At 45.9% G+C, this 23,692-nt stretch carries 21 protein-coding genes; 9 read left to right on the plus strand and 12 right to left on the minus strand.

The window, feature by feature from the left end; translation table 11 throughout:
* Window positions 1-239: 239 nt before the first annotated feature.
* The 6 genes from N2317_04090 (at window position 240) to N2317_04115 (ending at window position 5,992) form a co-directional block, all read left to right on the plus strand.
* Window positions 240-1,418, plus strand: a complete 1,179-nt coding sequence (locus N2317_04090) for a YcaO-like family protein (protein MCX7816677.1) — start codon at window positions 240-242, stop codon at window positions 1,416-1,418.
* 3 nt (window positions 1,419-1,421) lie between these two features.
* Window positions 1,422-1,769 carry a hypothetical protein gene (locus N2317_04095; GenBank protein ID MCX7816678.1) on the plus strand — a complete coding sequence of 116 codons (348 nt, stop codon included), beginning with the start codon at window positions 1,422-1,424 and terminating at the stop codon, window positions 1,767-1,769.
* A 151-nt stretch (window positions 1,770-1,920) separates the two neighbouring features.
* Window positions 1,921-2,979: a hypothetical protein gene (locus N2317_04100; protein MCX7816679.1), complete on the plus strand. Its 1,059-nt coding sequence runs from the start codon at window positions 1,921-1,923 to the stop codon at window positions 2,977-2,979.
* A 20-nt stretch (window positions 2,980-2,999) separates the two neighbouring features.
* A complete protein-coding gene (locus N2317_04105) occupies window positions 3,000-3,902 on the plus strand; it encodes a hypothetical protein (protein MCX7816680.1) in 903 nt (300 codons plus the stop codon).
* 130 nt (window positions 3,903-4,032) lie between these two features.
* Window positions 4,033-5,190, plus strand: coding sequence for an acyl-CoA dehydrogenase family protein (locus N2317_04110; GenBank protein ID MCX7816681.1), 1,158 nt, complete (start codon window positions 4,033-4,035; stop codon window positions 5,188-5,190).
* A gap of 67 nt (window positions 5,191-5,257) precedes the next feature.
* Window positions 5,258-5,992 carry an enoyl-CoA hydratase/isomerase family protein gene (locus tag N2317_04115; GenBank protein ID MCX7816682.1) on the plus strand — a complete coding sequence of 245 codons (735 nt, stop codon included), beginning with the start codon at window positions 5,258-5,260 and terminating at the stop codon, window positions 5,990-5,992.
* Here the strand turns inward: N2317_04115 and N2317_04120 are convergent.
* The 11 genes from N2317_04120 to N2317_04170 form a co-directional block, all read right to left on the minus strand.
* Window positions 5,989-7,464, minus strand: a complete 1,476-nt coding sequence (locus N2317_04120) for a B12-binding domain-containing radical SAM protein (protein MCX7816683.1) — start codon at window positions 7,462-7,464, stop codon at window positions 5,989-5,991. The genes N2317_04115 and N2317_04120 overlap by 4 nt on opposite strands.
* An 18-nt stretch (window positions 7,465-7,482) precedes the next feature.
* Entirely contained in the window at window positions 7,483-7,788 is a 306-nt protein-coding gene (locus tag N2317_04125; GenBank protein MCX7816684.1) for a hypothetical protein, read from the minus strand.
* Between the two features lie 210 nt (window positions 7,789-7,998).
* Window positions 7,999-9,453, minus strand: a complete 1,455-nt coding sequence (locus N2317_04130; protein ID MCX7816685.1) for a 4-hydroxyphenylacetate 3-hydroxylase family protein — start codon at window positions 9,451-9,453, stop codon at window positions 7,999-8,001.
* A gap of 23 nt (window positions 9,454-9,476) precedes the next feature.
* On the minus strand, window positions 9,477-10,700 hold the full coding sequence (locus N2317_04135; protein MCX7816686.1) for an acyl-CoA dehydrogenase family protein: 1,224 nt from the start codon (window positions 10,698-10,700) through the stop codon (window positions 9,477-9,479).
* Window positions 10,701-10,717: 17 nt separating this feature from the next.
* A complete protein-coding gene (locus N2317_04140) occupies window positions 10,718-11,890 on the minus strand; it encodes an iron-containing alcohol dehydrogenase (protein ID MCX7816687.1) in 1,173 nt (390 codons plus the stop codon).
* 75 nt (window positions 11,891-11,965) lie between these two features.
* Window positions 11,966-13,603 carry an acyl-CoA synthetase gene (locus tag N2317_04145; GenBank protein MCX7816688.1) on the minus strand — a complete coding sequence of 546 codons (1,638 nt, stop codon included), beginning with the start codon at window positions 13,601-13,603 and terminating at the stop codon, window positions 11,966-11,968.
* 23 nt (window positions 13,604-13,626) lie between these two features.
* Window positions 13,627-14,976: a CoA transferase gene (locus N2317_04150; GenBank protein ID MCX7816689.1), complete on the minus strand. Its 1,350-nt coding sequence runs from the start codon at window positions 14,974-14,976 to the stop codon at window positions 13,627-13,629.
* 6 nt (window positions 14,977-14,982) lie between these two features.
* The gene (locus tag N2317_04155; protein ID MCX7816690.1) at window positions 14,983-16,308 is read right to left on the minus strand and encodes a CoA transferase; all 1,326 of its coding nucleotides are present in this window, start codon (window positions 16,306-16,308) and stop codon (window positions 14,983-14,985) included.
* A 90-nt stretch (window positions 16,309-16,398) separates the two neighbouring features.
* The gene (locus N2317_04160) at window positions 16,399-17,124 is read right to left on the minus strand and encodes a GPR1/FUN34/YaaH family transporter (protein ID MCX7816691.1); all 726 of its coding nucleotides are present in this window, start codon (window positions 17,122-17,124) and stop codon (window positions 16,399-16,401) included.
* 239 nt (window positions 17,125-17,363) lie between these two features.
* Entirely contained in the window at window positions 17,364-17,534 is a 171-nt protein-coding gene (locus N2317_04165) for a hypothetical protein (GenBank protein MCX7816692.1), read from the minus strand.
* Window positions 17,535-17,611: 77 nt separating this feature from the next.
* Entirely contained in the window at window positions 17,612-19,126 is a 1,515-nt protein-coding gene (locus N2317_04170; protein ID MCX7816693.1) for a hypothetical protein, read from the minus strand.
* Window positions 19,127-19,398: 272 nt separating this feature from the next.
* On the opposite strand from N2317_04170, the gene N2317_04175 reads away from it, so the two are divergent.
* Window positions 19,399-20,199 carry a hypothetical protein gene (locus tag N2317_04175; GenBank protein MCX7816694.1) on the plus strand — a complete coding sequence of 267 codons (801 nt, stop codon included), beginning with the start codon at window positions 19,399-19,401 and terminating at the stop codon, window positions 20,197-20,199.
* Here N2317_04175 and N2317_04180 read toward each other — a convergent pair.
* Window positions 20,196-20,861, minus strand: coding sequence for a histidinol phosphate phosphatase domain-containing protein (locus N2317_04180; GenBank protein ID MCX7816695.1), 666 nt, complete (start codon window positions 20,859-20,861; stop codon window positions 20,196-20,198). The genes N2317_04175 and N2317_04180 overlap by 4 nt on opposite strands.
* A gap of 87 nt (window positions 20,862-20,948) precedes the next feature.
* Here N2317_04180 and amrS point away from each other — a divergent pair, with 87 nt between their 5' ends.
* On the plus strand, window positions 20,949-22,145 hold the full coding sequence (amrS, locus tag N2317_04185; protein MCX7816696.1) for an AmmeMemoRadiSam system radical SAM enzyme: 1,197 nt from the start codon (window positions 20,949-20,951) through the stop codon (window positions 22,143-22,145).
* Window positions 22,146-22,207: 62 nt separating this feature from the next.
* The gene (amrB, locus tag N2317_04190; GenBank protein MCX7816697.1) at window positions 22,208-23,692 is read left to right on the plus strand and encodes an AmmeMemoRadiSam system protein B; all 1,485 of its coding nucleotides are present in this window, start codon (window positions 22,208-22,210) and stop codon (window positions 23,690-23,692) included.

A 23,692-nucleotide genomic window follows, 5' to 3' on the forward strand; every position in this document is an offset into this window, starting at 1 on the left:
AAGGGATTCCAAGACATAATCTTTGTGGATCAACCCCCACGTTATGGCTCTAGTTAAACTGGCAGTATTACGCGCGGCGCCTTTTTCGAGCATGTTCCCTGCGAATGGTCCATTCAGCTATATAATTTTAAGCTTGTATTGTCAATTCTAAAGTGAACAAAGGGAAGATTTTTCGGACCTGATGTGGTATAGGTACCTCCGTTATTAGACATAACCTAAGTTAAGGAGGGAAGTTTCGTATGATAAACCTCAGGCCCTGCCCCAAGGCATACCTCCGTGAGACACACCGCGCTAAAACACCCGAAGAAACACTAGCTTTCGTGGATACAATCAAAGACACCCTGGCAATGATAGACATGAAAAACATTACTGATCTCGATAGAATCGGTATCCCTGTATTCTCATGCTTTCGTATACGACGGGATAACTCCACTACATTTCATACTGGAAAAGGTACGACCAATGTTCAGGCTCAGGTGTCCCTCACTATGGAAGCAGTAGAACGTTTCTCATCTGAATATGATCCTTCGAAAGAAGGACGTTTAATTAAGGGAAGCTGGAAAGAGCTTAAAAAAAAGTTCAATATACTTCACCCCACGGAACTGATTCTTTCCCAGTTTGCCGATTATGATGAAAATCACGAAATCAGCTGGGTAGAAGGTTTTGATCTCATAAATTCAGAAAACATCCTGGTTCCCGCATGTGCAGTATTTCATCCATTCGAGAACAGCGAAACTTTTCTTCTTTCCACTCACACGAACGGCATTGCTTCAGGAAACACTATGGAAGAAGCAATACTCCATGGAGTTTTCGAAGTTATTGAAAGGGATGCCATAAGTATCGTTAAGTTTTCCCGTAATAAAAGAGAACAAGTAATCATAGGGGATGAACAAGAAAATGAGTTTCTGCAAAATCTACACAAACACTTTCACAAAGCCCAATTGGAACTAACACTTTACAACTATACATCTGATCTCGGAATTCCAGTTTTAGCGGCAAGAATAGAGGACCAAATTTATAGCGATTTAATGCCCACTGAAGGATACGGGGCTCATCTGGACCCCAAAGTGGCTGCTGCAAGGGCCATACTCGAAGCTGCATCAAGTAGAGCACTACTTATTCAACGCTATGGATTGGAAAACCTTCGTGAAACCCCTATTCCATATTTGGAACCTGAGATGTATCTAGAAAACGAGGAATTTATCACCCTTAGCGAAATGAACAGTGGCTATTCGTTAGACATAAAAGAGGATATTGAAACAGTGCTCGATGGTATTAAATCAGCGGGTTTTACAAAGGCAATTGTGGTTGATCTCACATCTCCTGAAATAGGGATACCCGTTGTCCGGGTAATAATCCCAGGAATGGAGGTCTTCAGTTTCGACAGATCTCGCCGAGGACAAAGACTTTATAGGTAGGCCATGCTAAGTGAAAAAGAAGTGAGAGATCGAGCTGAGTATTGTTACCTTGTATTTTATCAACTGTCCTGTTTGAGGGCTGCAGATGTACCACCCCATAAATACCTGGAATATTTAGAAAATTCTTCTCTAAAACTCGGAGAGGACGAATTCATCCGTTCCATAATAGAAGAAGACCTTTTTCTGGGCATACCAGACGGAGGTCTTCAGTATTTGATTACACTCTACGAAGGATTCACTCATGCCCTCTGCGAAGTTTTGGAAACTAACGTAGAATCCCTTCGTGACAGCATACCCAAATCGTTACTGGAAAAACTCGCAACTGAGATCCGATCAAAAGAACCTTACTGATTTACGCGCATTTATCTTGACAAAAGTGAACGATTTTCGCTATGATACAACTGCTCTTATGGAGGGGAAGGGGGTGGTCAGTGTAAAGTCGTAAAAGCTCCTACCAAATTAAAGTGCTGTAAACTTTATCTAGAAAAAGGAGGAGGTAGTTATGCCGAGAATTCGCGGGAAAACAAAAAAAGCCGAGATAATGACCCTTGAAGAAGCAGTAAAGACATTCATGCACGATGGTGCAATGATAGCTTTCAGCGGATTTACAGGCTTTAACCGGAACCCCTTTGCTTTTGCATGGGAAACGGTTAGACAGGGTTTTAAAGACCTACACGTCATCGACCGCCATGGTAGCACTTGTACGTGGCTCCTTAATGCAGTCGGAGCTATAAAGATCTATGAGACCGACTGGATGGGCTGGGGCGAAATGGCAGGCAAGCTTGATATAAACTTAGAACGAAACTACAAAGCTGGTAAGATGATACTTGAAGATTACTCCCACGGCGCAATGGCGATGCGCTTCCTGGCAGGTGCTATTGGCGCTCCGTTCATTCCATATTACGCACCTCTTGGATCGGATCTCTACAATCCTAAATACGACGCCTTAGGAAGAGCGGGACTAAGAGACGGCAAGAATCCATTTATTCCTAAGAAAAAATTTATCCAAATGGAAGAACCCTTCTGGTGGGGTGGTGGTGATGTGGTTCTACTGCCGGCAGCCACACCTGAACTTGCAATAATACATGTGTCACAGGCAGGTGATAAAGGAACCGCCCGATGGAGAGGTGTAGGTACCATAGATAAAGAAATAGCCTTCGCCTGTGAAAAGGTAGTAATCATTGCTGAAGAAATTGTTCCAGAAGGAGAAATGAGAAAATATCCGGAAAACAATCAGATACCTTATTTTGTCGTGGATGCCATTGTGGAATGTCCGTGGGGTGCCTTCCCGAGTGCCGTCCCTTACTACTACGATTATGATGCTCCTTTCATGAGAGAAATGGATAAGGCCTCCAGAAATCCAGAGGACTTGAAGAAATGGCTCGATGAATGGGTCTACGGTCCCAAGAATTGGGAGGAATTCCTAACCAAATTAGGCACAAAACGGCTTCTGGATCTAAGGGCAGATAGCGTTACTGGCTACAGTACACGCATGATGAGAGGTAAGAAACCAGCACCCAGAATGAAGATGCCCTTGTCTGTGGCAAGAAGTGGCTACTAAAGAAAGGGGGGTAAGGAAACATGGCTAAAACGATGGAAGAATTGATGGCTTTGATCGATGTAATACCAAATGAACCTGCTAAAGATGGGGAATTCATACTACCTGAGTTGATGGCAATTGCTGTAGCTCATGAAGTGCGGAACGATGACATAGTGTTTGCGGGAACCGGGCTACCCATGGTGGGTATAATGACAGCCCAATTTATAAATGCTCCCAAGGCTATGTTGATCTATGAGTCAGGAATATGTGACGGTAAAACCATGCATGTTCCGATGTCTGTTTGCGATCAGAGAGCAGCAAACTTGTGCTCCACTCTGGGTGGTCTGGTGGATACATTCGGCTACTACCTCCAGCAGGGTTACGTTACTCTTGGGTTCCTTGGGGGAGCAGCTATTGATAAGTACGGTGGGGTGAACGTTACATCTATAGGCGATTATTACTCTCCATCACACAGATTTACGGGTTCAGGCGGTAACGGCGACATAGGCACTATGGCAAAACGAACAGCATTCATTATCCTACAAGAGAAGAGGCGTTTCGTAGAAAGGAACGACTACACAACAACGCCTGGATGGTGGTGCTGGGACTGGAAAGACGGAAAATGGAAACCAAAGAAGGAAGTTTGGAAAGGTACTCCTTTCGCAGATTGCGGGCCCGTTGCTGTTGTGACCAATATGGGCGTCTATCGTTTCGATGAAGATGGTATCATCTATCTCGAAACATGTCATCCTGGTGTAACAGTTGAACAGATCAAGGACAACTGCGGATTCGATCTAAACGTGTCACGTGTGAAAGGCGAAACACCGAGACCCACATATAGGGAGCTCTTCGTTCTCCGTGAATTCGTGGATCCCGAGTTGATTTTCCTGCCTGCAAAGACGCCATACCCACCTGATATTCAGGCGATTATAGATAAAGCTTAAAATTAACCATAGGGAAACCTAAAGAGGGGAAGCTTGCTTCCCCTCTTTTCTTGAACCTTGAAAAACTAGATAAGGATGGGATATAAAGTATCATCAAATTATTAAAACTTGATGAAAGTAAGGAGGAATAATGAATTTCGACTTAACAGAAGATCAACGCATGATTCAGGAAACAGCTCGTAACTTTGCGAAAACGGAGCTGGAGCCAGTTGCTGCAAAGATGGACGAAGAAGGTGACCGGGATACATTTTTAAAAAACCTCAGAAAGCTAGCAGAACTGGGAATGATGGGCATCAACGTAAAGGCTGAATACGGTGGATCTGAAGCAGGAGTCATTGCTTTCAGCCTTGCAATTACGGAAATTGCCCGGGCCTGTGCATCCACAGCAGTTACCATGTCCGTGACGAACATGGTTTGTGAAGTCATCCAGGCTGTAGGAACGGAGGAGCAGAAACGTAAATACATTCCAAAAATGTGTTCCGGTGAGTATTACGCTGGAGGCTTCGGACTTACAGAACCTACAGCAGGCTCCGACGCAGCGGGAGTCCGTTGTACAGCCGTACTCGACGGAAATGAATGGGTATTAAACGGGAATAAAATCTTCATTACCAGTGGCGAATACGCAGGTGTATTCGTGGTCTGGGCTGTAACGGACAAATCTGCTCCAAAAGGCAAAGGCATTTCCACATTCCTCGTTGAAAACGGCACGAAAGGATTCACAATAGGTAGGGCGGAACACAAAATGGGACAGCATGCCTCTGCCACAAACGAACTGATCTTCGAGGATTGCCGAATTCCTAAAGATGCCTTATTGGGGGAGTTAAACGGTGGATTACGAATCGCACTAGGTGAACTTTCCGGGGGTAGAATAGGCATAGGTTCCCTTGCGCTCGGTGTGGGTCAGGCCGCTATTGAATACGCCACACGTTACGCCGTGGAAAGAAGGCAGTTCGATCAGCCAATCAGCAATTTCCAAGCCATCCAGTGGATGATAGCTGAATCCCATACAGAGCTCGAGGCGGCAAGATTGCTCCTCCTTTACGCTGCTTTCCTTAAAGAAAAGGGGAGACCATTTGCCAGACAGGCTTCTATGGCAAAATACTACGCTACTGAGGCAGCAGAAAGGGCATGCTACAACGCCATCCAGATCTGCGGCGGATATGGGTACACAAAGGAATTTCCTGTGGAAAGGTATTACAGAGATGTGAGGGTTACGTCCATCTACGAAGGTACCAACCAGATTCAAAGACTCATTATTGCCCGTGATATTCTGAGTAGTATAAAATAACTCCAAAGAGAAAGGGATAAGAGGCCCTGTCTTTTAACCATGATGGGGCCTCGCAACGTAAAACTACATGTTCACAAAAAACGTGATAGCTGAAATTTCAGAGGGACTAGGAATTATCAAACTTAACAGACCGGCGAAAAAGAATGCCATAAACATTGAAATGCGCAGAGAAATAACAGAGGTCCTCAGAAAATGGAAAGAAGACTCCAATGTGGGAGCTGTTATCATAACTGGAAATGGTGACGTTTTCTCTGCAGGGTTCGATCTCGGAGAGTTCAAAGAAACGCAATTAATCACAGAAATCTTCAAAACCTCCTCTACGTATCATAGAGAAGTGTGGTACTTTCCCAAACCCACAATGGCGGCAGTAAACGGTCCAGCCCTAGCAGGGGGATTTGACCTTGCCAAACTTTGCGACCTCCGCATATGCTCTGATAGAGCAACATTCGGTCATCCCGAAATTAGGTTTACACCCACCCTCTACACTCCTCTCAAATGGTTGATCGGTGCAGGTCTAGCTCGAGATCTTTGCCTCAGTGGAAGAATAATTGATGCCCAAGAAGCTTTCCGCATTGGGCTGGTAAGTGAAATAACACTACCGGGACGTCTACTTGGACGGGCCAAAGAAATAATGAAAAAAATCATAGATCAAACACCACAACACGTACTGAACATTCAAAAGCGTTTTTTCCAGACACACGATGTCTTAGGGTTTGAAGAATCCTTCGCCATAGAACACGATGCCGCATTTCAAGAATTCCTACTCAGAACCATAGCCGACAGGACAGCGACAAAAAATTAAAAAATCTCCGCCAATGCCGTTTCAATCATATTCACAGCCTCCTCCATGGCAGCGTTCCCCCGGTAAAACTTATTATCTCGCCAGTCCCTATAGTCTGGCGGGATCTTACCCTCGAGAAGATAATCCAACATGGAAAACTCGTAGAATGTTTTGCGGAGGGTGAAATAAGGATCTGCACCATGAGTCACCCGCACCATTGCCCTCGCTAAATCGAAAATTTTATACATCCGATCGATGTCCAATTCTCGATAGGAGGAAAAGTAATAGACCCATTCCTTTTCATGCCATTTTCCATCTCTGATAAGGGTTTCCTGAATGGGAGTACCAGGGAAGGGAATAAGAGACTCAGTATACGCAATTTCAGCACCCATTTTGAAAATAGCACAACCCAGACGAATCGTCTCTCTTATTGTATCAACAGTATCCCAGGGTCCAAAAAGAATAAAACTCACAACGGGCGTTAGATTCTGTTCCACACAGTAACTTACACCTTTTATGATATTCTCCACTTGAAGATCCTTCCCATAAAGGGAAAGTATCTCTTCTGAACCAGACTCTGCACCGATGTAAAGGCCTTTGAAACCTGCTTCGCTCATCCAGGATGCCATTAAAGGTTGCCTGCAGACATCGTCAATCCTACCCTGGGCATAAAACTCTACGTCTTGATTAAGAAAATTTCTAGTAATGGCCCGGCATATTTCCCTAACCCTTTCAGGGAAAGATGTAAAATTGTCATCTGTAAAAAGGATACGTCGCGCACCCATACCTCTTAGCATTCCTATTTCTTCCAAAACTTTCTCCAGCGGTTCAAAGCGCACTTTAGATCCATAAAGTCTTCTGATGGAGCAGAAAGTACACCGGTTAGGACAACCTCTGCTGGAGGAAATCGAACGAACCTTATAATATCTGCTATCAGAGAGGTGAAAAGCAGGGAAAGGATAACTACCGAGATCTCTTACAAGGGGCCGGTTGGGATTGTGTATTACCTCTTTACCCCTTCTGTAACTTAAACCAGGCACATCTTCGGGTGGATGACCACAGTAGATATCCTGTACAAGTTCCTGAAACGTCTCCTCTCCTTCCCCCCGACAAACCACATCCACAACTTCATAATCTCTAAGGATCTCATCGTAGAGGACCGTGGCATGGATTCCGCCCAAAACAGTCAAAACGTCACTATTTCTATTTTTAGCTCTCTCGCATATCTTTAAGGCCTCTCCGACCGTGTTGGACATGCATGTGACCCCGAGTATCAACGGCCTCTTCGTCTCGAGATAACAATCCAAAATTTCATACCGCTCCTCTTTTTCCCCAACATCCATATCGAGGATGTGCACATCAAATCCGTCCTCCAAAACTGGTGTGGCAAGTGACTCCAACGCAAGGGGAGATACTTCCGACAACCCATTGAACCGGGGATTTACAAGAAGGATAAAAGGAACCTTACCTTTCCAGGAAAAAAAATCGCTCATTTTTACCCCTAACCTCCATTATAGGAAATCCCCAATTCCCGAAAACTTCCTGAGCTTTCGCAATACTGTCTCCACTATGCACACCTCTCTTACTTTCTCGTGATCCACTGTATCAGCCGCCACAACTACATACAGATTTGAAGAAGGTGGATGGTACTTCAGAGCGCAGCATGTGTAACAGCCATTCATGTAAACCACATAATCAGCATGATCCACATTGTACATAACTGAGACGCCTTCTCTCTCGAGGCAACTCCTCAAAGCTTCAGCCACTTTTCCTCGGTCTATTTGAGAATTGCAACCACCGCAAAACCGAATGCACACCCTAAACATCCCTATTTCCAAATAATATCCCAGAGTTCCCCGTACCAGACACGGCGTGGTATATCCTCTCTAAATTCCCGGACCAACCCATCATCCGTTTACAAGTTAAGGAAAATCGATCTCATCATCACAGTAACTCAGAAGAAGCCCCACCTGTATATCAAGTATCTTCTCCACCTCTCACAAAATACCCAATAGCCCTTTTCCGTTTTAATCCTCTGGGATACCTGCAATCTTCTTGGCCAGCTTTATCTTATGCTCAAGGTTACCCTGGCGGGCTATCATGATACGCTGAGCCTGAGGGGAACCTGCACCGTGCATGGATTCTGTTCTGTAGCCCACCGCCGCTGTTCCCAGTGTAAGATTTTCTATTAAGCGGAGGATGCGGAGGCGGTACTCCGTTGGTACTCCTGCTACGCCTTTCAAGTACTTTTCAATATACTTACCAGCAATGGGATGTCGGAAATCCTTTTCAGATGGCATGGTAACCATAAGACCCCCCGCAATGTCTTCAGCTAACCGCGCTATCTCATAGGGAAACCGTGTCACATTCTGCTTACACACGTTTGCCAGGAGAAGGTTGATGAGATAAGTGCCGGATGCAGTTTGATAACCCTCTGCTGAACAGGCGATTCCACATGCATAAAGGGTTTCATTTAGGTGAATCATTTCTATCAGCTTTTCTCTTATATGAGACGCCCTACTTACACCGTTGTATTCAGCTGCAAGAGCAGCGGCACCGATAAGGACATCTCCCACACCTACCTTGCAACCGCCATAACTCTGACGATGGTATCCTGCAAAACGTTCTACAAGTAAACCACTGAACTCATATTCCCCACACATGAAAACGTTTTCCCAGGGCACGAATAAGTCATCAAAAATCATCATCGCCTCGTGACCGCCAAAATAACGATTACCTATATCAATCTCTCCGCCTTCCAATTTCCTCGTATCGCAGGATTGCCGACCGTAAATGTATATGATACCTTCCGCATCGGCCGGGGCAGCGAAACAAAGGGCATAATCGGCATCTTCTTTCGTCAAAGTCATGGTGGGCATCACTAAAATCCAGTGGGAATTTACTGCTCCAGTCTGGTGGGCTTTACATCCCCGAACAACAATGCCATCGGACCGCTTCTCCACCACTCTGCAGAAGAGATCCGGATCCTTCTGTTTGCTCGGTCCCAGACTCCTATCACCCTTAACATCAGTCATAGCACCATCCACAGTCCAGTCCTCTTCCTGCATACGAAGGAGAAACCTGGTGAAACGACTGTGATAGTCTGTTCCTAGTTTTCTATCCATCTCGTACGTGACACTATCCACCGCATTTATCGCATCCATTCCCACACATCTTTGAAAACAGGCCGCTGTTTTCTGACCCATAAGACGAAGCATCTTCACTTTCTTAATGAGATCATCTGTACTACGGTGAAGATGACAGAAGCGGTTGATCTTGTTGCCTGTTAGGTGGGACGTAGCCGTCATTAAATCCTCATACTGCGGATCCTGTGCAAGGGCGTAAGTCATTTTAACTGAATTCATGGATGGCCTTATTATAGGGTGGTCCACCACGTTCTTCACCTCTTCCCCCATCAGGAAAACACGGAATTTCATCCTGCGGAGGCTCTCCTCGTATTCTTCCGCGGTTTTCAAAGGCATACTCAATCCCTCCCTTTATCTTTTTATCCCTCCCGCCACACCCGGTAGGGATAATAAGTTTCCACTACGTCCAATCTGCCCAACTGACCTCCACCCAGCCAGATTTGGATAATTTTACTATCCCTCAGATACTTCTCCACATGGTATTCTCTGGCGTAACCATAAGATCCCATGAGTTCCATTGCACGGTTACAGACCATTTCTGTTACATCACAGGCATAAACCTTCGCTGCACTAGCCCTACCAAGTAAAAAATCGTCGCCGGGACCACCGTATTTCTTTCGATTGTTAAACATCGTTGCCACAGAAAGATAAAAGGCGCGCGCAGATTCTATACCAATGGCCATATCAGCAATCATAGCCGCCTGAAGAGAATGATTCCGCACCGGTTTTCCTCCATAGGCCCTGGTTTTAGAGAATTCTATCACAATTTCGAGAACTGCCTGAGCATTACCAATTGCCATAGGAGCACTGGTAAGCCTCCCCCAACCTACATTGGCACGGAGTAGTTGCCAATCCACACCTGGCCCACCAGCACGGTATTCTTTTGGAACACGCACATTATCAAAATATATCGCGGTATTGACATCCGTAACCTTCATACCCATCTTTTGCTCAGGTTTTCCAAAGGTCATACCTGTTGTATCCTTTGGGACGTATATTAGGGCCACACCATCTTCCTTCAGAGCAGGATCGGTAGTACACACAACGCAGTAAAGATCAGCAATACTAGCACCACTTGGCCACATCTTTTTTCCGTTTATCACCCACTCATCTCCTTCTAATCTTGCCCGTGTTTTTATGGTCATAGCGTGTTCCCCTGGATCCTCTATGTTGCAACCGCCCTCCGGCTCAGTTATAGCCATGCAGCCACAACGGGGAACATCTTCACAGAACATGGGAATAAATCTGTCCATCAGGAACTTGTTTCGCGCTCCCATTGCAGGAGCCAGACACCAGGGTATGATCAAAGTGTGCAAAGCGAGACCACTATCCCCTCTTGCAATTTCTTCTGTTATGGCACATACCACTGGTGCAGAACGAATTCCCAAACCTCCGTACTCCGGTGAAAATCCCCGCCTCTGGATTCCCAACTTAACAAGGCCGGTGTAAACCTTTTCAAAAACGCTATAATCCTCGTCAAGTTCCAGACGCCGAGGCATAACCTCGCGATCCACATAATTCCGGATGGTTTGCAGGAAAGCAATTTCCTCTTCGCTCGTAATAAACTCTCCGTAGCGCTTCATGACATACCCCCTTTTTTTCAACCCTTACAAAGTTCAAGAATCTCCAAAATGACCTCTTTCGTATAACCCTTCATTCTCCACACTGAAGCTGTGAACGAGGCATGTTCCGCTATTTTCTCCATATCCCCCTCAGGTATACGGACTTCCCTCAAGGTAACAGGACTACCTATTCGAGCAAACCAATCTTTTAGAAGACGAATGCCCTCTTCTGCGGCTTTTAAATCGTCCGCAATATCTACACCCATAACTTCCCTTGCCAAACGGGCAAATTTCGAAGGATTGTTCCTTAAGGCATACTTCATCCAAGCTGGTAGTGTAATGCTCAAACCTGCACCATGGGGAACATCGTAGAGGGCACTCAATGAATGCTCCACCATATGAGCAGGAAAAGATATGATCCCCAATCCCGCTGTAGTAATTCCGCTGAAAGCCAGAACAGCTGACCACATTATATTTGCCCTTCCATTGTAGTGCTCCGGATCCTTCAAAACTACTTCTGTACTCTCCATCACAGTTTTCATCAGTCCCTCTACCAATCTATCCTGCAGTACACTCTCTGGCTCCTGGTTGTTGAAGTAACCTTCGAGAAGATGGGCAATGATGTCCACTGAACTGTACGCTGTGTAATTTGAGGGCAAAGTAAAAAGTACCGTGGGGTCAAGAATAGAAACCCTAGGTTGAATAAACGGTGAAGTGAGGGTTAGTTTCTGCGCTCCTTCATCCTTGGTCATTACCGCATGAGGATTAGACTCTGACGAACTCGCAGAAACAGTAACTACCGCCACAACAGGTAGTGCATCTTTTATTCTTTTCTTAAGCGTGAAGTAGTCCCATATGTCTTCCTGAGGGTCCATCCTCACACCAGCTGCAATAGTCTTTGCCGTATCGATGACACTACCACCTCCCACAGCAAGAACTACATCTGCCCTTTCTTCACGGCAGAGCTTTATGCCATTCACTGCATGGGAAAGAAGCGGATTGGATCGTACACCTGAAAACTCAATAATTTCCACACCTGCATCCTTCAGTGATTGTACCACTTTTTCGTAAGTTCCCGTTCTTTTGATACTACCTTGACCGAAAACAAAAAAAACTCTTTGCCCCAGCCTTTTAACTTCCTCACCAACACGCTCTATCATTCCTTTGCCAAAAAGAATCCTCGTTGGGTTATGAAAGACGAAATTCTGCATATAAAACCTCCCTAAAAAAATTTGGGGGGGGTGTTTACAGACCCACCCCCCCCATAATTACACTCCCCTAGTTACTCACTTGTCTTTGAACATCTGCCTCATTTCACGCTTCAGTATCTTCCCGGTCGGGGTTTTAGGAAGGGCATCCACGAAGAAAACCTTTTTCGGACATTTGAAGGGTGCAAGGTGACTTCGACAATGTCCCATCAGTTCTTCTTCTGTCATCTTTTCTCCCGGCTTGAGAACAACCACAGCGGTAACCACCTCTACCCACTTAGGATCGGGCAAACCGATAACGGCCACTTCCTGAACCCTCTTGTCGAGGTAAATAGCTTCTTCAACCTCGCGGGTGGAGACATTTTCACCACCTGTCTTTATCATGTCTTTCTTGCGATCCACAACTGTTATGTAACGGTCCTCATCCATAACACCCACATCTCCGGAATGGAACCATCCACCCTTCATAGCCTCTTCCGTTTTCTCAGGATCCTTGAAGTACATGATCATTACATGAGGACCACGACCGCATATTTCACCGGGTACGCCAGGTTTATCTATGGGATTTCCGTCATCATCCTCAAGACGGGTCTCCATGTTTAATCCACCCATACCCGCCGAACCGATCTTCCTAAGAGCATCTTTCGCTTTTAGAATGGTATGATACGGTGCAAGTTCAGTCTGACCGTAATAGTTGTAAATTCTCACGCCTGGGAGCCTTTCCATCATCTCTTTTAAAATCTCCACAGGCATTATAGATGCGCCGTAATAACACTTCTTCAAGGATGAGAGATCGCGTTTATCGAAATCTGGGTGACGAAGCATACCTATCCACACTGTCGGCGGGGCGAAGAAGAGTGTTGCTTTATAGGCTTCAATATTCTGTAATATCTGCCCAATATCAGGCGTCATGAGGATGTTCGTTCCACCAAGCCAGAAAATAGGGTTCATGAACACATCCCTTTGAGCACAATGATAAATAGGCAGGGCATTCAGGTTGATATCCTCCTCCTCGTACTGACCATCCACTATCGTCCCCATGTACTGGGCAAGCAAAGCCTGATTGCTGATGATGACACCCTTGGGAAGGGCCTCGGTGCCACTTGTGTATGTCATCTGACAGGGATCCTCAATGTGAAGTATACAATCTGGTTCCGTATCGGGATACGCTTTGTACCACGTATTGAAATCAATAAAACGATCGCTAATTGGCGGTTTCCCCGCCATATCGTCAGACCAGATATACGTTTTAACGGTGGGCATATCATCCATCACGTCTTTCACCAGGTCATAGAGGGCATCCTCGATAATAAACACTTTGCTCTCAGAGTGGTTTATGCAATACGAAATATCTTTGCCCCTAAGAAGGTAGTTTATCGCCAGATAGATAGCCCCAATTTTGCAGCAACCGAACCAAGTAAGGACGTGATGAATCGTGTTGTGGGCAAGAATTGCTACCCTATCGTACTTCTGCACTCCTAGCGACAAAAGGGCATTTGCTACCTTGTTACATTCCTTCTCTAATTGCTCGTAGGTCAGTGTTCTGTCCTTGAAAATCAAAGCAGGTTTATTGGGATAACGGTAAGCACTACGTCTAATAATATCAGCAATTACCCAGCGGTTAACCCTGTTGTAGCGGTTCATCAAAAATTCCAGATTTTCCTTGTTAATTACATTGTACCTCTGTTTCTCTTCCTCTTTAAGTGGCGCCCACATGTGGTACCTCTCCTTCAGTTTTTTTATATAATTCCTTCCGTCTCAAGTTCTTTAAGCTTTGCAGGTCCATACCCGAGGTATTTCAGATAGATGTAACCATTGTCGTAACCCACAGGACGACACACCCACTTAGTTCTAGGTGGTGTACCTGTAGATTTCCACTGGGCCTGAGCGCATATAACAGGACCGTAAACCGGATCGTTTACAGGAGTAAAAATGCCACGATCGTTCCATACAGGGTCTTTCATCGTTTCCATCGGTGGAACAATGGGTGCTACAACCGCTGTGATCGGGGCTAGACGACCCTTCTTGGCATAGTCCACTGACATTTGGACTAACTCTTCGCTTGTATACTTGGAGGTTTCAGGATTGATCATGGCTTGGTACTTGAGTTGCCAGTCCTTCTTCATGAAAGGCGCCAGAGTTGTCCATTCAGCAGCTCCCCACTCTTCATACTTTCCGATAATATCCACGAAAGCCTTCCACATTTCGAGACGTAAACCACCTAGAAAAACACCACCGTTCTTCGTGGGGAAAAACCCATACAACCAGAGTGCTGTATCGAGGTTGCCAAATCTCTCAGCTATTACCCCCTGACCCGCATACCAGTGCAGGGCATAGTCATGAAGACGCTCATAGGCTTCGTAACTGGCAACGTCAATAGCCTGACCCTCCCCAGTATTCATGCGGTGCAGAAGAGCTGCTAAAATACCAATCGCCCCAAAAGTTCCCGAAACGGCCCAGGCAATCCAAACACCCGCCTTAGTTGGAACAGCATATGGCATCTCGTCATAAGTTTTGCCCTCGGGAAGTATTTCCCCCGTTGTGTATTGCACACCCGAGCGGGCCTGTGCTACGTTGTCGTAATCGTACTGCTGTCTCAGACTCTCAGGTCCAAATCTACCAAAAGCACTGATGGAGGTGTAGATCAAGCGAGGATTTATCTTTGATAAATCTTCATACCCCAGTCCCCAACTGTCCATAACACCGGTGGGATAGGTTTCAATCAAAACATCTGCATATCCCACAAGTTTCTTGAGTATCTCCCTTCCCTCTTCCTTCTCTAAGTTAAGGGTTATGTGATACTTGTTCCGCCCTTCCTGAAGATAAGCATAACCTGTCCCCATGTGCATTAGACCGTTCGGCGAGTACGTCCTGACTATATCGCCCCCCGGTGGCTCAATACGGATGGTTTCCGCCCCCAGTTCTGCTAAAAGGGAAGAGCAAAAACAACCAGCCATGCTCCTGGAACTGAGATCAAGAACAACAAGATCATCGAGTGCTTCGGGCTTCTCAAAATTCTTCGCAGGATCGTCAAGGGACCTTATATAATCAGCCCATGGTGCCCATTTTGGCCTTTCGTGCTGTGTCATGGCTCGTCACCTCCTCAGTATTGCACCCGATTCACCATCCCAGTCTGAGGGAGGACGTCTACCCTGCATATCTTTCCACTTACCAAGTACTCCTTCCTCATACAACTTCTCTATTTGCGACTGGGAGTAGCCCAGGATCTTTGTCATAATAAAGTCATTGTCAAAACCTACTGGTCTTACCGTCCACCTATGTTTGGGTGGGGTTTTGGACATCATCACGGGAAATTCATGGTCAGGGTATCTTCCGTACATGGGATCATCGATAAATTTCATAAAATCCCTGGCGCGCCTGTGGGGGTCTTCAAACATATCCCGGGCATTGTGAAGTCGACTCGCCGCAAAACCGTAATACTTGCCCAACTCCTCAATCTCACGTGCCGTTTTCGTCCTTGCCCAATCGGCAATTATTTTCAATATCGCGAGAGCATTCTCATCTTTCAGACGAGTAGAATGATCCTTGAAGCGTGGATCCTCCGCCAATTCCGGTCTCCCCATCGCCTTGCACAAACCAGCAAACTCATCAGGCGCTGGAGCTGCAATAGCAACAAATAGATCATCTTTACAGAGAAACGTATCAGCAGGACAGATACACTGATCCCTGTTTCCAGCAGGCTCCACACCTTTACCTGTAAACTGTTGGTACGGCCAAACCCAACCCATTGCCCGCATTATATTCTCACTTTGGGACAGTTCAATGTACTGACCCTTTCCTGTCTTTTTCCTGTAATAAAGAGCGGAAAGAACCGCCACTTCTCCCATCATGGCCCCAAATACATCACAGATCCAAATGCTCTGTTTCAAAGGAGGCCTACCGGGAAAAGAGGATATCCATGCATACCCTGACATTGCTTGAGCAGCTCCATCGTTAGATGGTCGATCCTGCTCCGCATATAGACCCCACTGTCCAAATCCATTCTTCTCTATGTAGATTATACCCGGATTTATCTTTTTAATATCCTCGTAACCGACATTCCATCTGTTAGGAACCGCAGGCCTCATGTTGAACTCAATGATATCGGCCTTCTTCGCCAGTTCTCTAAATATCTCCTGCCCTTTCTCCTTATGAAGGTCAAGGGCCATGTAGTACTTATCCGTGTTTATATGCATGAACATCGGTCCCTGTTCTTTGTAAAACCATCCAAAGGGATTTAGCGATCGCGTAACATCACCGAGAGGTGGTAATTCGATTTTTATAACCTCGGCACCGAGACTGGCAAGAAAGGAAGGACCTGCAGGACCGAAAAGTAACGTACATACCTCAAGAACCCGTATGCCTTTGAGTGGACCAGGACGGGAATACTTATTGGCAACATAATTCTGAAATGTGATCATTATAATCCCCCCCTTCATCTATTTACCATGGGGGGACATATATACATCCCCCCATGCGCTTCAATGACAAAATTCTGAACCCCTTTAAGATTAGGCCTTTATCACTGGTGGCGGTGTGGGGTAAATCTTCTTGCCATAAATGGTGTTCACCACCACAGCACCTGACATGTAGACACCATACCAACCGGAGATGATAAGCAACCAACCGATAATAGGTTTCAGGGTCTTGGGATCACCATACCAACCGGTATCGACACCAACGATCAACCAGAGTACAATGTCAATTAGAATAACCAGCATGAACAACGGACTACGTAAATATGCCGGTGTTACCACTGTGAGGAATGCTGCTCCAGCCATCCAGTTCCATCCTTCTACGTGAACGGCCTTTTGCATCATTGCACCCACCGCTTTACCGACATCCGCCTTTACCTTGGCCATCACCTCAGGTGAAAGCAGCTTCGGATCCGTTACCCCCGCGGCTGCCATTGCCGCATCCAAAGCCTCTTTCTGTGCCTTTGGAACAAACATAAAATTGATCATGTACCACTTGGCAAACACACTAAGCGCCGCAGCAAACATGAAGAACGCAGAAAAGAATAGAAAAACGTTACCGCCGGTAATATTGAAATCCTTCAATTCAATGACAGCAGTGGTGTACTGCACTATTCCACCACCGACTAGCCATGCGGCAAGAAGAGGTAGACCACTTACATCCACCTTACCAAGAAAAACTGCACCAAAACCAAAACATGCCACTGCCAGCGCACCCAAACCTGCTGGTCCTGGTGTTGCAAAGTTGTGTTCATGAGCCATAGACTATTACCTCCTTTTTTTCATAAACTACCGATAAGTAAATGTTCCGTTTTTCATGAGCTCACCTCTACGCTTTTCCAATCCTCTGGATTTTTGCCCCTTCATCCCCCCTTTCTTTTAATGCAAAGATACTCTTTGCAAAATAATCATTGGTATAAACTGAAGTAGCGTGGCGGGTTTTTCTACTCCCTCCTCAGGTGTTTTAGTTAACAAATAGTAAAAGCCTTGTCAAGTGAAAACTACCAGAGTCTCCCGTACTTCGCCACAATGACGATTAACCCGAGCAGCCATACTACTGTGACTATGAGCATCAAATCGCCGCGGTTTATCGTTCTCTTCTTGGATAAACCGGCAAGACGCTTTTCCAGCTCCATTTCTCTCTTCTTTTCCCTTTTCTTCTTTTTTCCCATAATACATCACCGAATCTAATAGAAAAGACCCAGGGATATATTTCCCCGGGTCTTCTGCCTTTCCGCAAAGGATCCGATCACTTTCCACTCTGATAAGGATCCCAATCGAATCCCCAAAGTTCGCTGTGGTGGGGCAGTTTGTAGTTGCGGCGTTCGTCGTAAGATGGATACCTTCTGTTCCCACCTTCCTCTGGCAGGAAGTTGATCTTCGATTTTGGTGGAAGCAGACCATCCTCGTAAGCAGCTTTGCGCAGCCACTCTCTATCATCGGGATGGGCAATGGAAATCAAAGCCTCGGCACGCTCGTAACCGTTAAGACCCCTGAGGTTCACAATACCGTACTCTGTACAAACGTAATTCACAAGCTGAGCAGGCACGTCCACAGAACAACCCTCAGGCAGGAAGGGAACAATGCGGGATGTACCGTGTTTGCTTCGGGATGTCATAGACACCACACTTCTTCCCCCTCTGCTCTGACAACAGAAGCTTATGAAGTTAAAGAATCCACCTGATGAAGAAATGGGCCTCTTCTCGTAGAACCCACAGCAGGCCTGACCGAGAAGATCTACAGCGACAGCATTGTTTATAGCCAACATGTTATCGATGCGCGTCAAGGTTTGAGCATTGTTCGTATAGCTTATGTCATAGACAGCTAGATTCATGTTTCTATGGATTGTGTTGTAGTACCACTCAGTATCCACCGGGAAGGCGAACGTCCAGACACTTCTACCCCTATCAATGGACTTGTATCGGTTTGTCACCGAACCGGACTCGATAAGATTGAGGAGACCAAAGTTCATCATTTCCGTATGGATCCCCAAATCCTTAAGTCCCGCTTCGCTGAGGGCCGTTGCCACAGCGGATGGCAGAGCACCTATACCCAGCTGGATAACATCTCTGTCACGGGCAATCTTCATTATATTATTGGCAATGGCCACTTCCTCATCTCTCGGTTTTATCGCCTTCTCGTTTATCTGAGGCCAACGATACTTCTCACAATCCACTTCCACCCAGTAGTCAATATCATCTATATGGATGGTATTAAAGCGACCACCCTCAGCCCAAGGATAATCGCTACGAACCTCGAGAACTATCTTCTTGGCACATTGCCTGAAAATATTGCAGTTATTTGTACCATATGAAAAGTTCGCAAATCCGTGTTCATCAAAGGGAGTTGCGGCATTCCACCACCAATCCAAACCCCGCTTCTCTTTTACTGCATGGATAAATCGGTAGTGCTGAAACCACATTCCCATAGCCCAACCCCAGTTGGCCCAACTTGTAACCTTGTTCGTGTCCCGCGCTTTCCTGTTCCACGGGAAGAAGAAGTACTCATGAATCACATGATACTCCTGATGGGGATCCACCTGCTGGAACTCTGGATGGGGATAAAAATTTGCGTACTGCCATATCTCAATGTCCTTTAATTGACCGGGCCCTGGACCGAGACGCTTGGCCAACTCCTTCATTAAAACTGTAGAATCACCTCCCACAGATCCCGGCTGAATCCAGTCGCCACTTTTTACCATATCCAGAATCTGCTCGGGTGTACGTTTTTTATCCCTGATTTTTTGCTGTATTGGTGTTGTCATCTAATAATTTCCCTCCTTCCGAAGATTTTCTTTGACATTTAAAAAAGACAAATAATTGAGACTACCCTTTTACAGCACCATCCCCCCCTTCTAAAAAATGAAAATTTATACAGTCATAGCCATCTACTTTTGATTTGGACCCTCCTCCGCAAGACTCTCGACTTGATTTTATAGGACAATTTACTGAAATACCGTAAAACATCTTCCGTACGTTGTCAAGGGAAAAAGAAAGGGCCTTGTTGTATTTGGCAATTTAGAGTATAAAGTATTACATGAATACCCTTTCTACAACTCCCAAAGAAGCTGCAACAGTAATACTCCTTCGAAAAAGTTATCAAAATGAAGATATTGAAGTTCTCATGGTAAAACGCCACCCAAAAAGCGTTTTCGTACCTAATTGCTACGTATTTCCCGGCGGTTGTGTTGAAGACGAAGATCTCGAATCAGAAATGGAATCACTCTGCAGAAACCTCAACCGCGATCTTGCGTATAACTTGTTGAAAAATGCGAAAACAAAAGAAATAGCCTTAGCATCGTGGATCGCTGGTATAAGGGAAACCTTTGAAGAAACCGGCATACTTCTCGCGTATGATAAGGAGGGAAATTTTCTCGCCGATGGTCATTATTGTTCGAATGTTCTGAAACACGTAAGAGAAAAACATAACTCCTTCAGAGATCTTTTGATGTCCAACAGTTTTCTACTTGCTACCGACAGACTTGTATACTTTGCTCATTGGATCACACCGGAGGGTCTGCCACATCGCTACGACGTGCGTTTTTTTTTGGTCGAGGTTTCCCCATTGCTCGAGGCGGAAATCGACGGTAAAGAATTAACAGAACACACCTGGATAAGCCCCCGAGATGCTTTAAAGAGATACGAAGAGGGGAATTTCTCGTTGGTTCTCCCCACGATTATGACGTTAAAAGAAATAAGTGCTTTTAGAAACATTGAAGAGCTTATGAGACACGCTCAAAGGAAGATTATACCCACCATCTTGACCAGAATATCCCACGTGAACGGCCGCCTCGTGGAAATAATGCCAGATGGGAAAATATTCAGCCCCCTTCGCTAGGGCGCTTTTTCACCCGCCATTAATTTTTCGGCCAGCTCTTCTCCCTTTTTCAGAAGACCGAGGACCTCTTCAGTGCTTAATCCCGCACCCTGGGCTATCTTAACAGCCTCTTCACAGGTTATGAGATCTTCCGGAGCATGAGCGTCTGTGTTTAGTATCAGCGATGCACCGTACAATTTTGCCAAACGAACCACATGACCGTTAGCGAGGCAATGACCCTTCCTGGTAGAAATTTCCAAAAAAACACCTCGCTGGGCTGCTAAAGCAACTTCTTCTTCAGTTATAAGCCCCGGGTGGGCCAGTATATGCACTCCCGCTTCAATTGCCGCCCTGTTTGTGCCCACAGGTACAGGTTCCACCAACGTTTCCCCGTGAACTAAAATGATCTGTGCACCCAGACGTCGGGCTTGTCCAACAAGCGAGTCTATCATTTCTGGGGGTACATGGGTGATCTCTATGCCACCAAGAATCGGCATGCCGTAAACCTTTGTCAACTTACTACAAATATGAACCACACGGGGGATTATGAAGTCTATATTAGACTCATCACCATGGTCAGTAATGGCAATAGCCCGATACCCTTTCGTTCTTGCTCTTTGTACGAGCTCAGAGGGGATAAGCTCTCCGTCACTGAAGATAGAATGGGTATGGAGATCGATCACCCTAGCTGTTCTCCTCAAATTCCTTGACTTTTGTCGTTGTACGTATCAGAGTTAAAATCAAATATCAACCCGCTTCTTAAGAAAACAATGATTTCTCGGCGAACATTTATCAGAAATCTGGGGAAAGGAATACTGATCATTGCGGGTTCAACCGTTCTACCCCTCAATCTCTTAGCGAGGGAAAGAAAACTCAACCTCGACACCGATGCTCCCCGGGCAAGATACTGGGTTTCCGTAGAAACAGCTTCAAGCTGCGCCGTGTGCCACGGCCCCGTACCGATGAGTGGCGGGGGATCATACCGCCATGAAAAGAACTTGATCCGCTGTTTACTCTGTGCCCAGGGATGCTTCATTAGGGCGGGAAAAAGAGGACGGTGTCGAGCAAGGATGAACGTAGACGGCGAATTAAGAAGCCTAGTTTACGGAAGACCTGTCGCCATTCATACTGACCCTATCGAAAAGAAACCTTTTTACCACTATTTACCAGGAGCAGCAGCTTTTTCTCTGGCCACTACCGGGTGTCCACTGAGTTGTCGCTTTTGTCAGAACTGGGAAATCTCGCAGGCCGCTCCGGAAGACCATCCCGTTCCATATACTCCGCCCGATGTTATCGTACACATGGCGCAAAAAAACAAAGCTCCTGTGATAGCGTTCACATACAACGAACCCACAGTGTTTACAGAGTACATGGTAGACATCGCCAAGGAAGCTAAAAAAAGAGGAATAAGATCCGTGCTTGTCACATGCGGATTTATGAATGAGGATCCACTTTCAGAACTCTGCTCCTGTCTTGACGCAATTAAGGTAGATCTCAAAGGATTCAGCGAGGATTTCTACCGAGAGGTATGCGGAGCGGAGCTCTATCCGGTTTTGAAAACGATAAAGTTCATTGCCAAAAAAAAAGTTCACTTGGAAATCGTAAATTTAGTTGTACCTACACTTAATGACTCAGAGAGCATGATAAGTGCATTGGCCGATTGGCTCTACAAGGAAGTTGGGCCAGATGTGCCTCTCCACTTCACTCGCTTTCATCCTGACTACCGCCTTTTAAATCTGCCTCCCACTCCCGTTGAAGTTCTGGAAAGAGCCCGCAAAATCGCCATGAAGAGAGGTCTACATTATGTATACGTGGGGAATGTCCCTGACCATCCTGCAAACTCAACCTATTGTCCGAACTGTGGCAAGATGGTAATATCCCGTACAGGCTTTTTTGTGAAGCAGATACACATTAAAAACGGAAAATGTGCCTTCTGCAATAGAAAAATTTCAGGTGTATGGGCTTAAAATGGTTTAAAAGCCCGATTATTCAAATCATCGTAATGCTAACCATCCTTCTTGGAGGTGTTATGGTAATAAATGCAGACAAAAAATCCAGCAAAGTTATTAGACCCTCCGCCGTTGACGGGAGGTTCTATCCTGGAAATAAAGTAACATTGAAAAAAACGGTGGAAATCCTGCTAGAAAGCGCGGTCAAATCCCCCGTAAAGGACCCGATTGCCATCGTTGCCCCCCATGCAGGCTACATTTATTCCGGGCAGATAGCTGCGGATGCCTTCAAACAGGTGGCAGGAAAAGATTATGATACCGTTATTATTCTGGGTACAAATCACACATCCGCTACATTAAAGGGTATTGCCCTTTATCCTGGTGATGGTTTTGAAACCCCACTAGGTACAGTTTGGATTGACCAGGAATTGGTGCACACGTTGCTAGAAAACTCACCTGACTGCGTCATGGATAGCAGCGCCCATGCTAAAGAACATTCCATCGAGGTGCAACTTCCTTTCATACAGGTACTTTTCCCAAACGCAAAGATCGTGCCGCTTGTAATTGGAAGACCATCTGTGGAATTATGCTCTCGTTTTGGTACATTCCTAGGGGAATTGCTAAAAGGGAAAAAAGTTCTGATTGTTGCAAGCTCCGATCTATCCCATTATCCTACTTACGATGTAGCCCGAAAGGTCGATAGCGATGTGTTGAACGCTATAATTACCTTGGATCCCGCAGTTCTGGATAAAACCATTCGCGAAATTCAAAGTCGCTCTATACCTGGTCTTCAAACCACCGCCTGTGGAGCAGCACCTATAATGGTAGCTCAGGCGGCCGCCCGCACACTTGGAGCACGGGGTGGATACGTTGTAAGCTATGCAAATTCCGGTGACAGTCCAGTTGGAGAAAGACACCGGGTAGTGGGTTATGGTGCTGTTGTTTTTACGCGAGAGGAAAAGAAAGAGACCTGGAAGGATAAGAAGGAAATTCCTTCGAATGGAGAATTACCTCTAACGATGGAAGATAAAAAGGCCCTTCTCTCACTAGCAAGAAACACAGTTACACAATTCCTCAACTTCCAGATTACGCCACTGGTGAGGGGTTTTTCCCGTGCAGCCAATCAGCGTCGGGGAGTTTTTGTAACCTTCAAGAAACACGGAGAACTCCGAGGTTGCATAGGTCATATGGAACCAGATGCACCCCTTGCATGGCAGGTTGGAGCTATGTCAATGCAAGCGGCCTTCAACGATCCCCGTTTTCCACCCATCTCGGCAAACGAATTGAAAGACACAGAAATAGAGATCTCCGTTCTTACCCCAGTTAAGCCCGTTTCGGGTCCTCAGGACATAGTTGTAGGTAGGGATGGTGTTCTCATTCGTAAGAAAGGAAGGAGTGCCGTATTCCTGCCACAGGTCGCTGTAGAACAGGGGTGGTCCAGAGAAGAGATGCTCAACCATCTCGCAATGAAAGCAGGTCTCTCACCGCATGACTGGCGGGAAGGATGTCAAATCTTCACCTTCCAAGCTATAGTGTTCTCAGAATCAGAGGTCCGAGAACACTGA

It is taken from the genome of Syntrophales bacterium, from assembly GCA_026417625.1.
GTDB lineage: Bacteria > Desulfobacterota > Syntrophia > Syntrophales > UBA8958 > JAOACW01.

Excerpts from the sequence above, each read along its gene's own strand:
- N2317_04090 (MCX7816677.1), top strand. The coding sequence starts at position 240 with ATGATAAACCTCAGGCCCTGCCCCAAGGCATACCTCCGTGAGACACAC.
- N2317_04095 (MCX7816678.1), top strand. The coding sequence starts at position 1,422 with ATGCTAAGTGAAAAAGAAGTGAGAGATCGAGCTGAGTATTGTTACCTT.
- N2317_04100 (MCX7816679.1), top strand. The coding sequence starts at position 1,921 with ATGCCGAGAATTCGCGGGAAAACAAAAAAAGCCGAGATAATGACCCTT.
- N2317_04105 (MCX7816680.1), top strand. The coding sequence starts at position 3,000 with ATGGCTAAAACGATGGAAGAATTGATGGCTTTGATCGATGTAATACCA.
- N2317_04110 (MCX7816681.1), top strand. The coding sequence starts at position 4,033 with ATGAATTTCGACTTAACAGAAGATCAACGCATGATTCAGGAAACAGCT.
- N2317_04115 (MCX7816682.1), top strand. The coding sequence starts at position 5,258 with ATGTTCACAAAAAACGTGATAGCTGAAATTTCAGAGGGACTAGGAATT.
- N2317_04120 (MCX7816683.1), bottom strand. The coding sequence starts at position 7,464 with ATGAGCGATTTTTTTTCCTGGAAAGGTAAGGTTCCTTTTATCCTTCTT.
- N2317_04130 (MCX7816685.1), bottom strand. The coding sequence starts at position 9,453 with ATGCCTTTGAAAACCGCGGAAGAATACGAGGAGAGCCTCCGCAGGATG.
- N2317_04135 (MCX7816686.1), bottom strand. The coding sequence starts at position 10,700 with ATGAAGCGCTACGGAGAGTTTATTACGAGCGAAGAGGAAATTGCTTTC.
- N2317_04140 (MCX7816687.1), bottom strand. The coding sequence starts at position 11,890 with ATGCAGAATTTCGTCTTTCATAACCCAACGAGGATTCTTTTTGGCAAA.
- N2317_04145 (MCX7816688.1), bottom strand. The coding sequence starts at position 13,603 with ATGTGGGCGCCACTTAAAGAGGAAGAGAAACAGAGGTACAATGTAATT.
- N2317_04150 (MCX7816689.1), bottom strand. The coding sequence starts at position 14,976 with ATGACACAGCACGAAAGGCCAAAATGGGCACCATGGGCTGATTATATA.
- N2317_04155 (MCX7816690.1), bottom strand. The coding sequence starts at position 16,308 with ATGATCACATTTCAGAATTATGTTGCCAATAAGTATTCCCGTCCTGGT.
- N2317_04160 (MCX7816691.1), bottom strand. The coding sequence starts at position 17,124 with ATGGCTCATGAACACAACTTTGCAACACCAGGACCAGCAGGTTTGGGT.
- N2317_04165 (MCX7816692.1), bottom strand. The coding sequence starts at position 17,534 with ATGGGAAAAAAGAAGAAAAGGGAAAAGAAGAGAGAAATGGAGCTGGAA.
- N2317_04170 (MCX7816693.1), bottom strand. The coding sequence starts at position 19,126 with ATGACAACACCAATACAGCAAAAAATCAGGGATAAAAAACGTACACCC.
- N2317_04175 (MCX7816694.1), top strand. The coding sequence starts at position 19,399 with ATGAATACCCTTTCTACAACTCCCAAAGAAGCTGCAACAGTAATACTC.
- amrS (MCX7816696.1), top strand. The coding sequence starts at position 20,949 with ATGATTTCTCGGCGAACATTTATCAGAAATCTGGGGAAAGGAATACTG.
- amrB (MCX7816697.1), top strand. The coding sequence starts at position 22,208 with ATGGTAATAAATGCAGACAAAAAATCCAGCAAAGTTATTAGACCCTCC.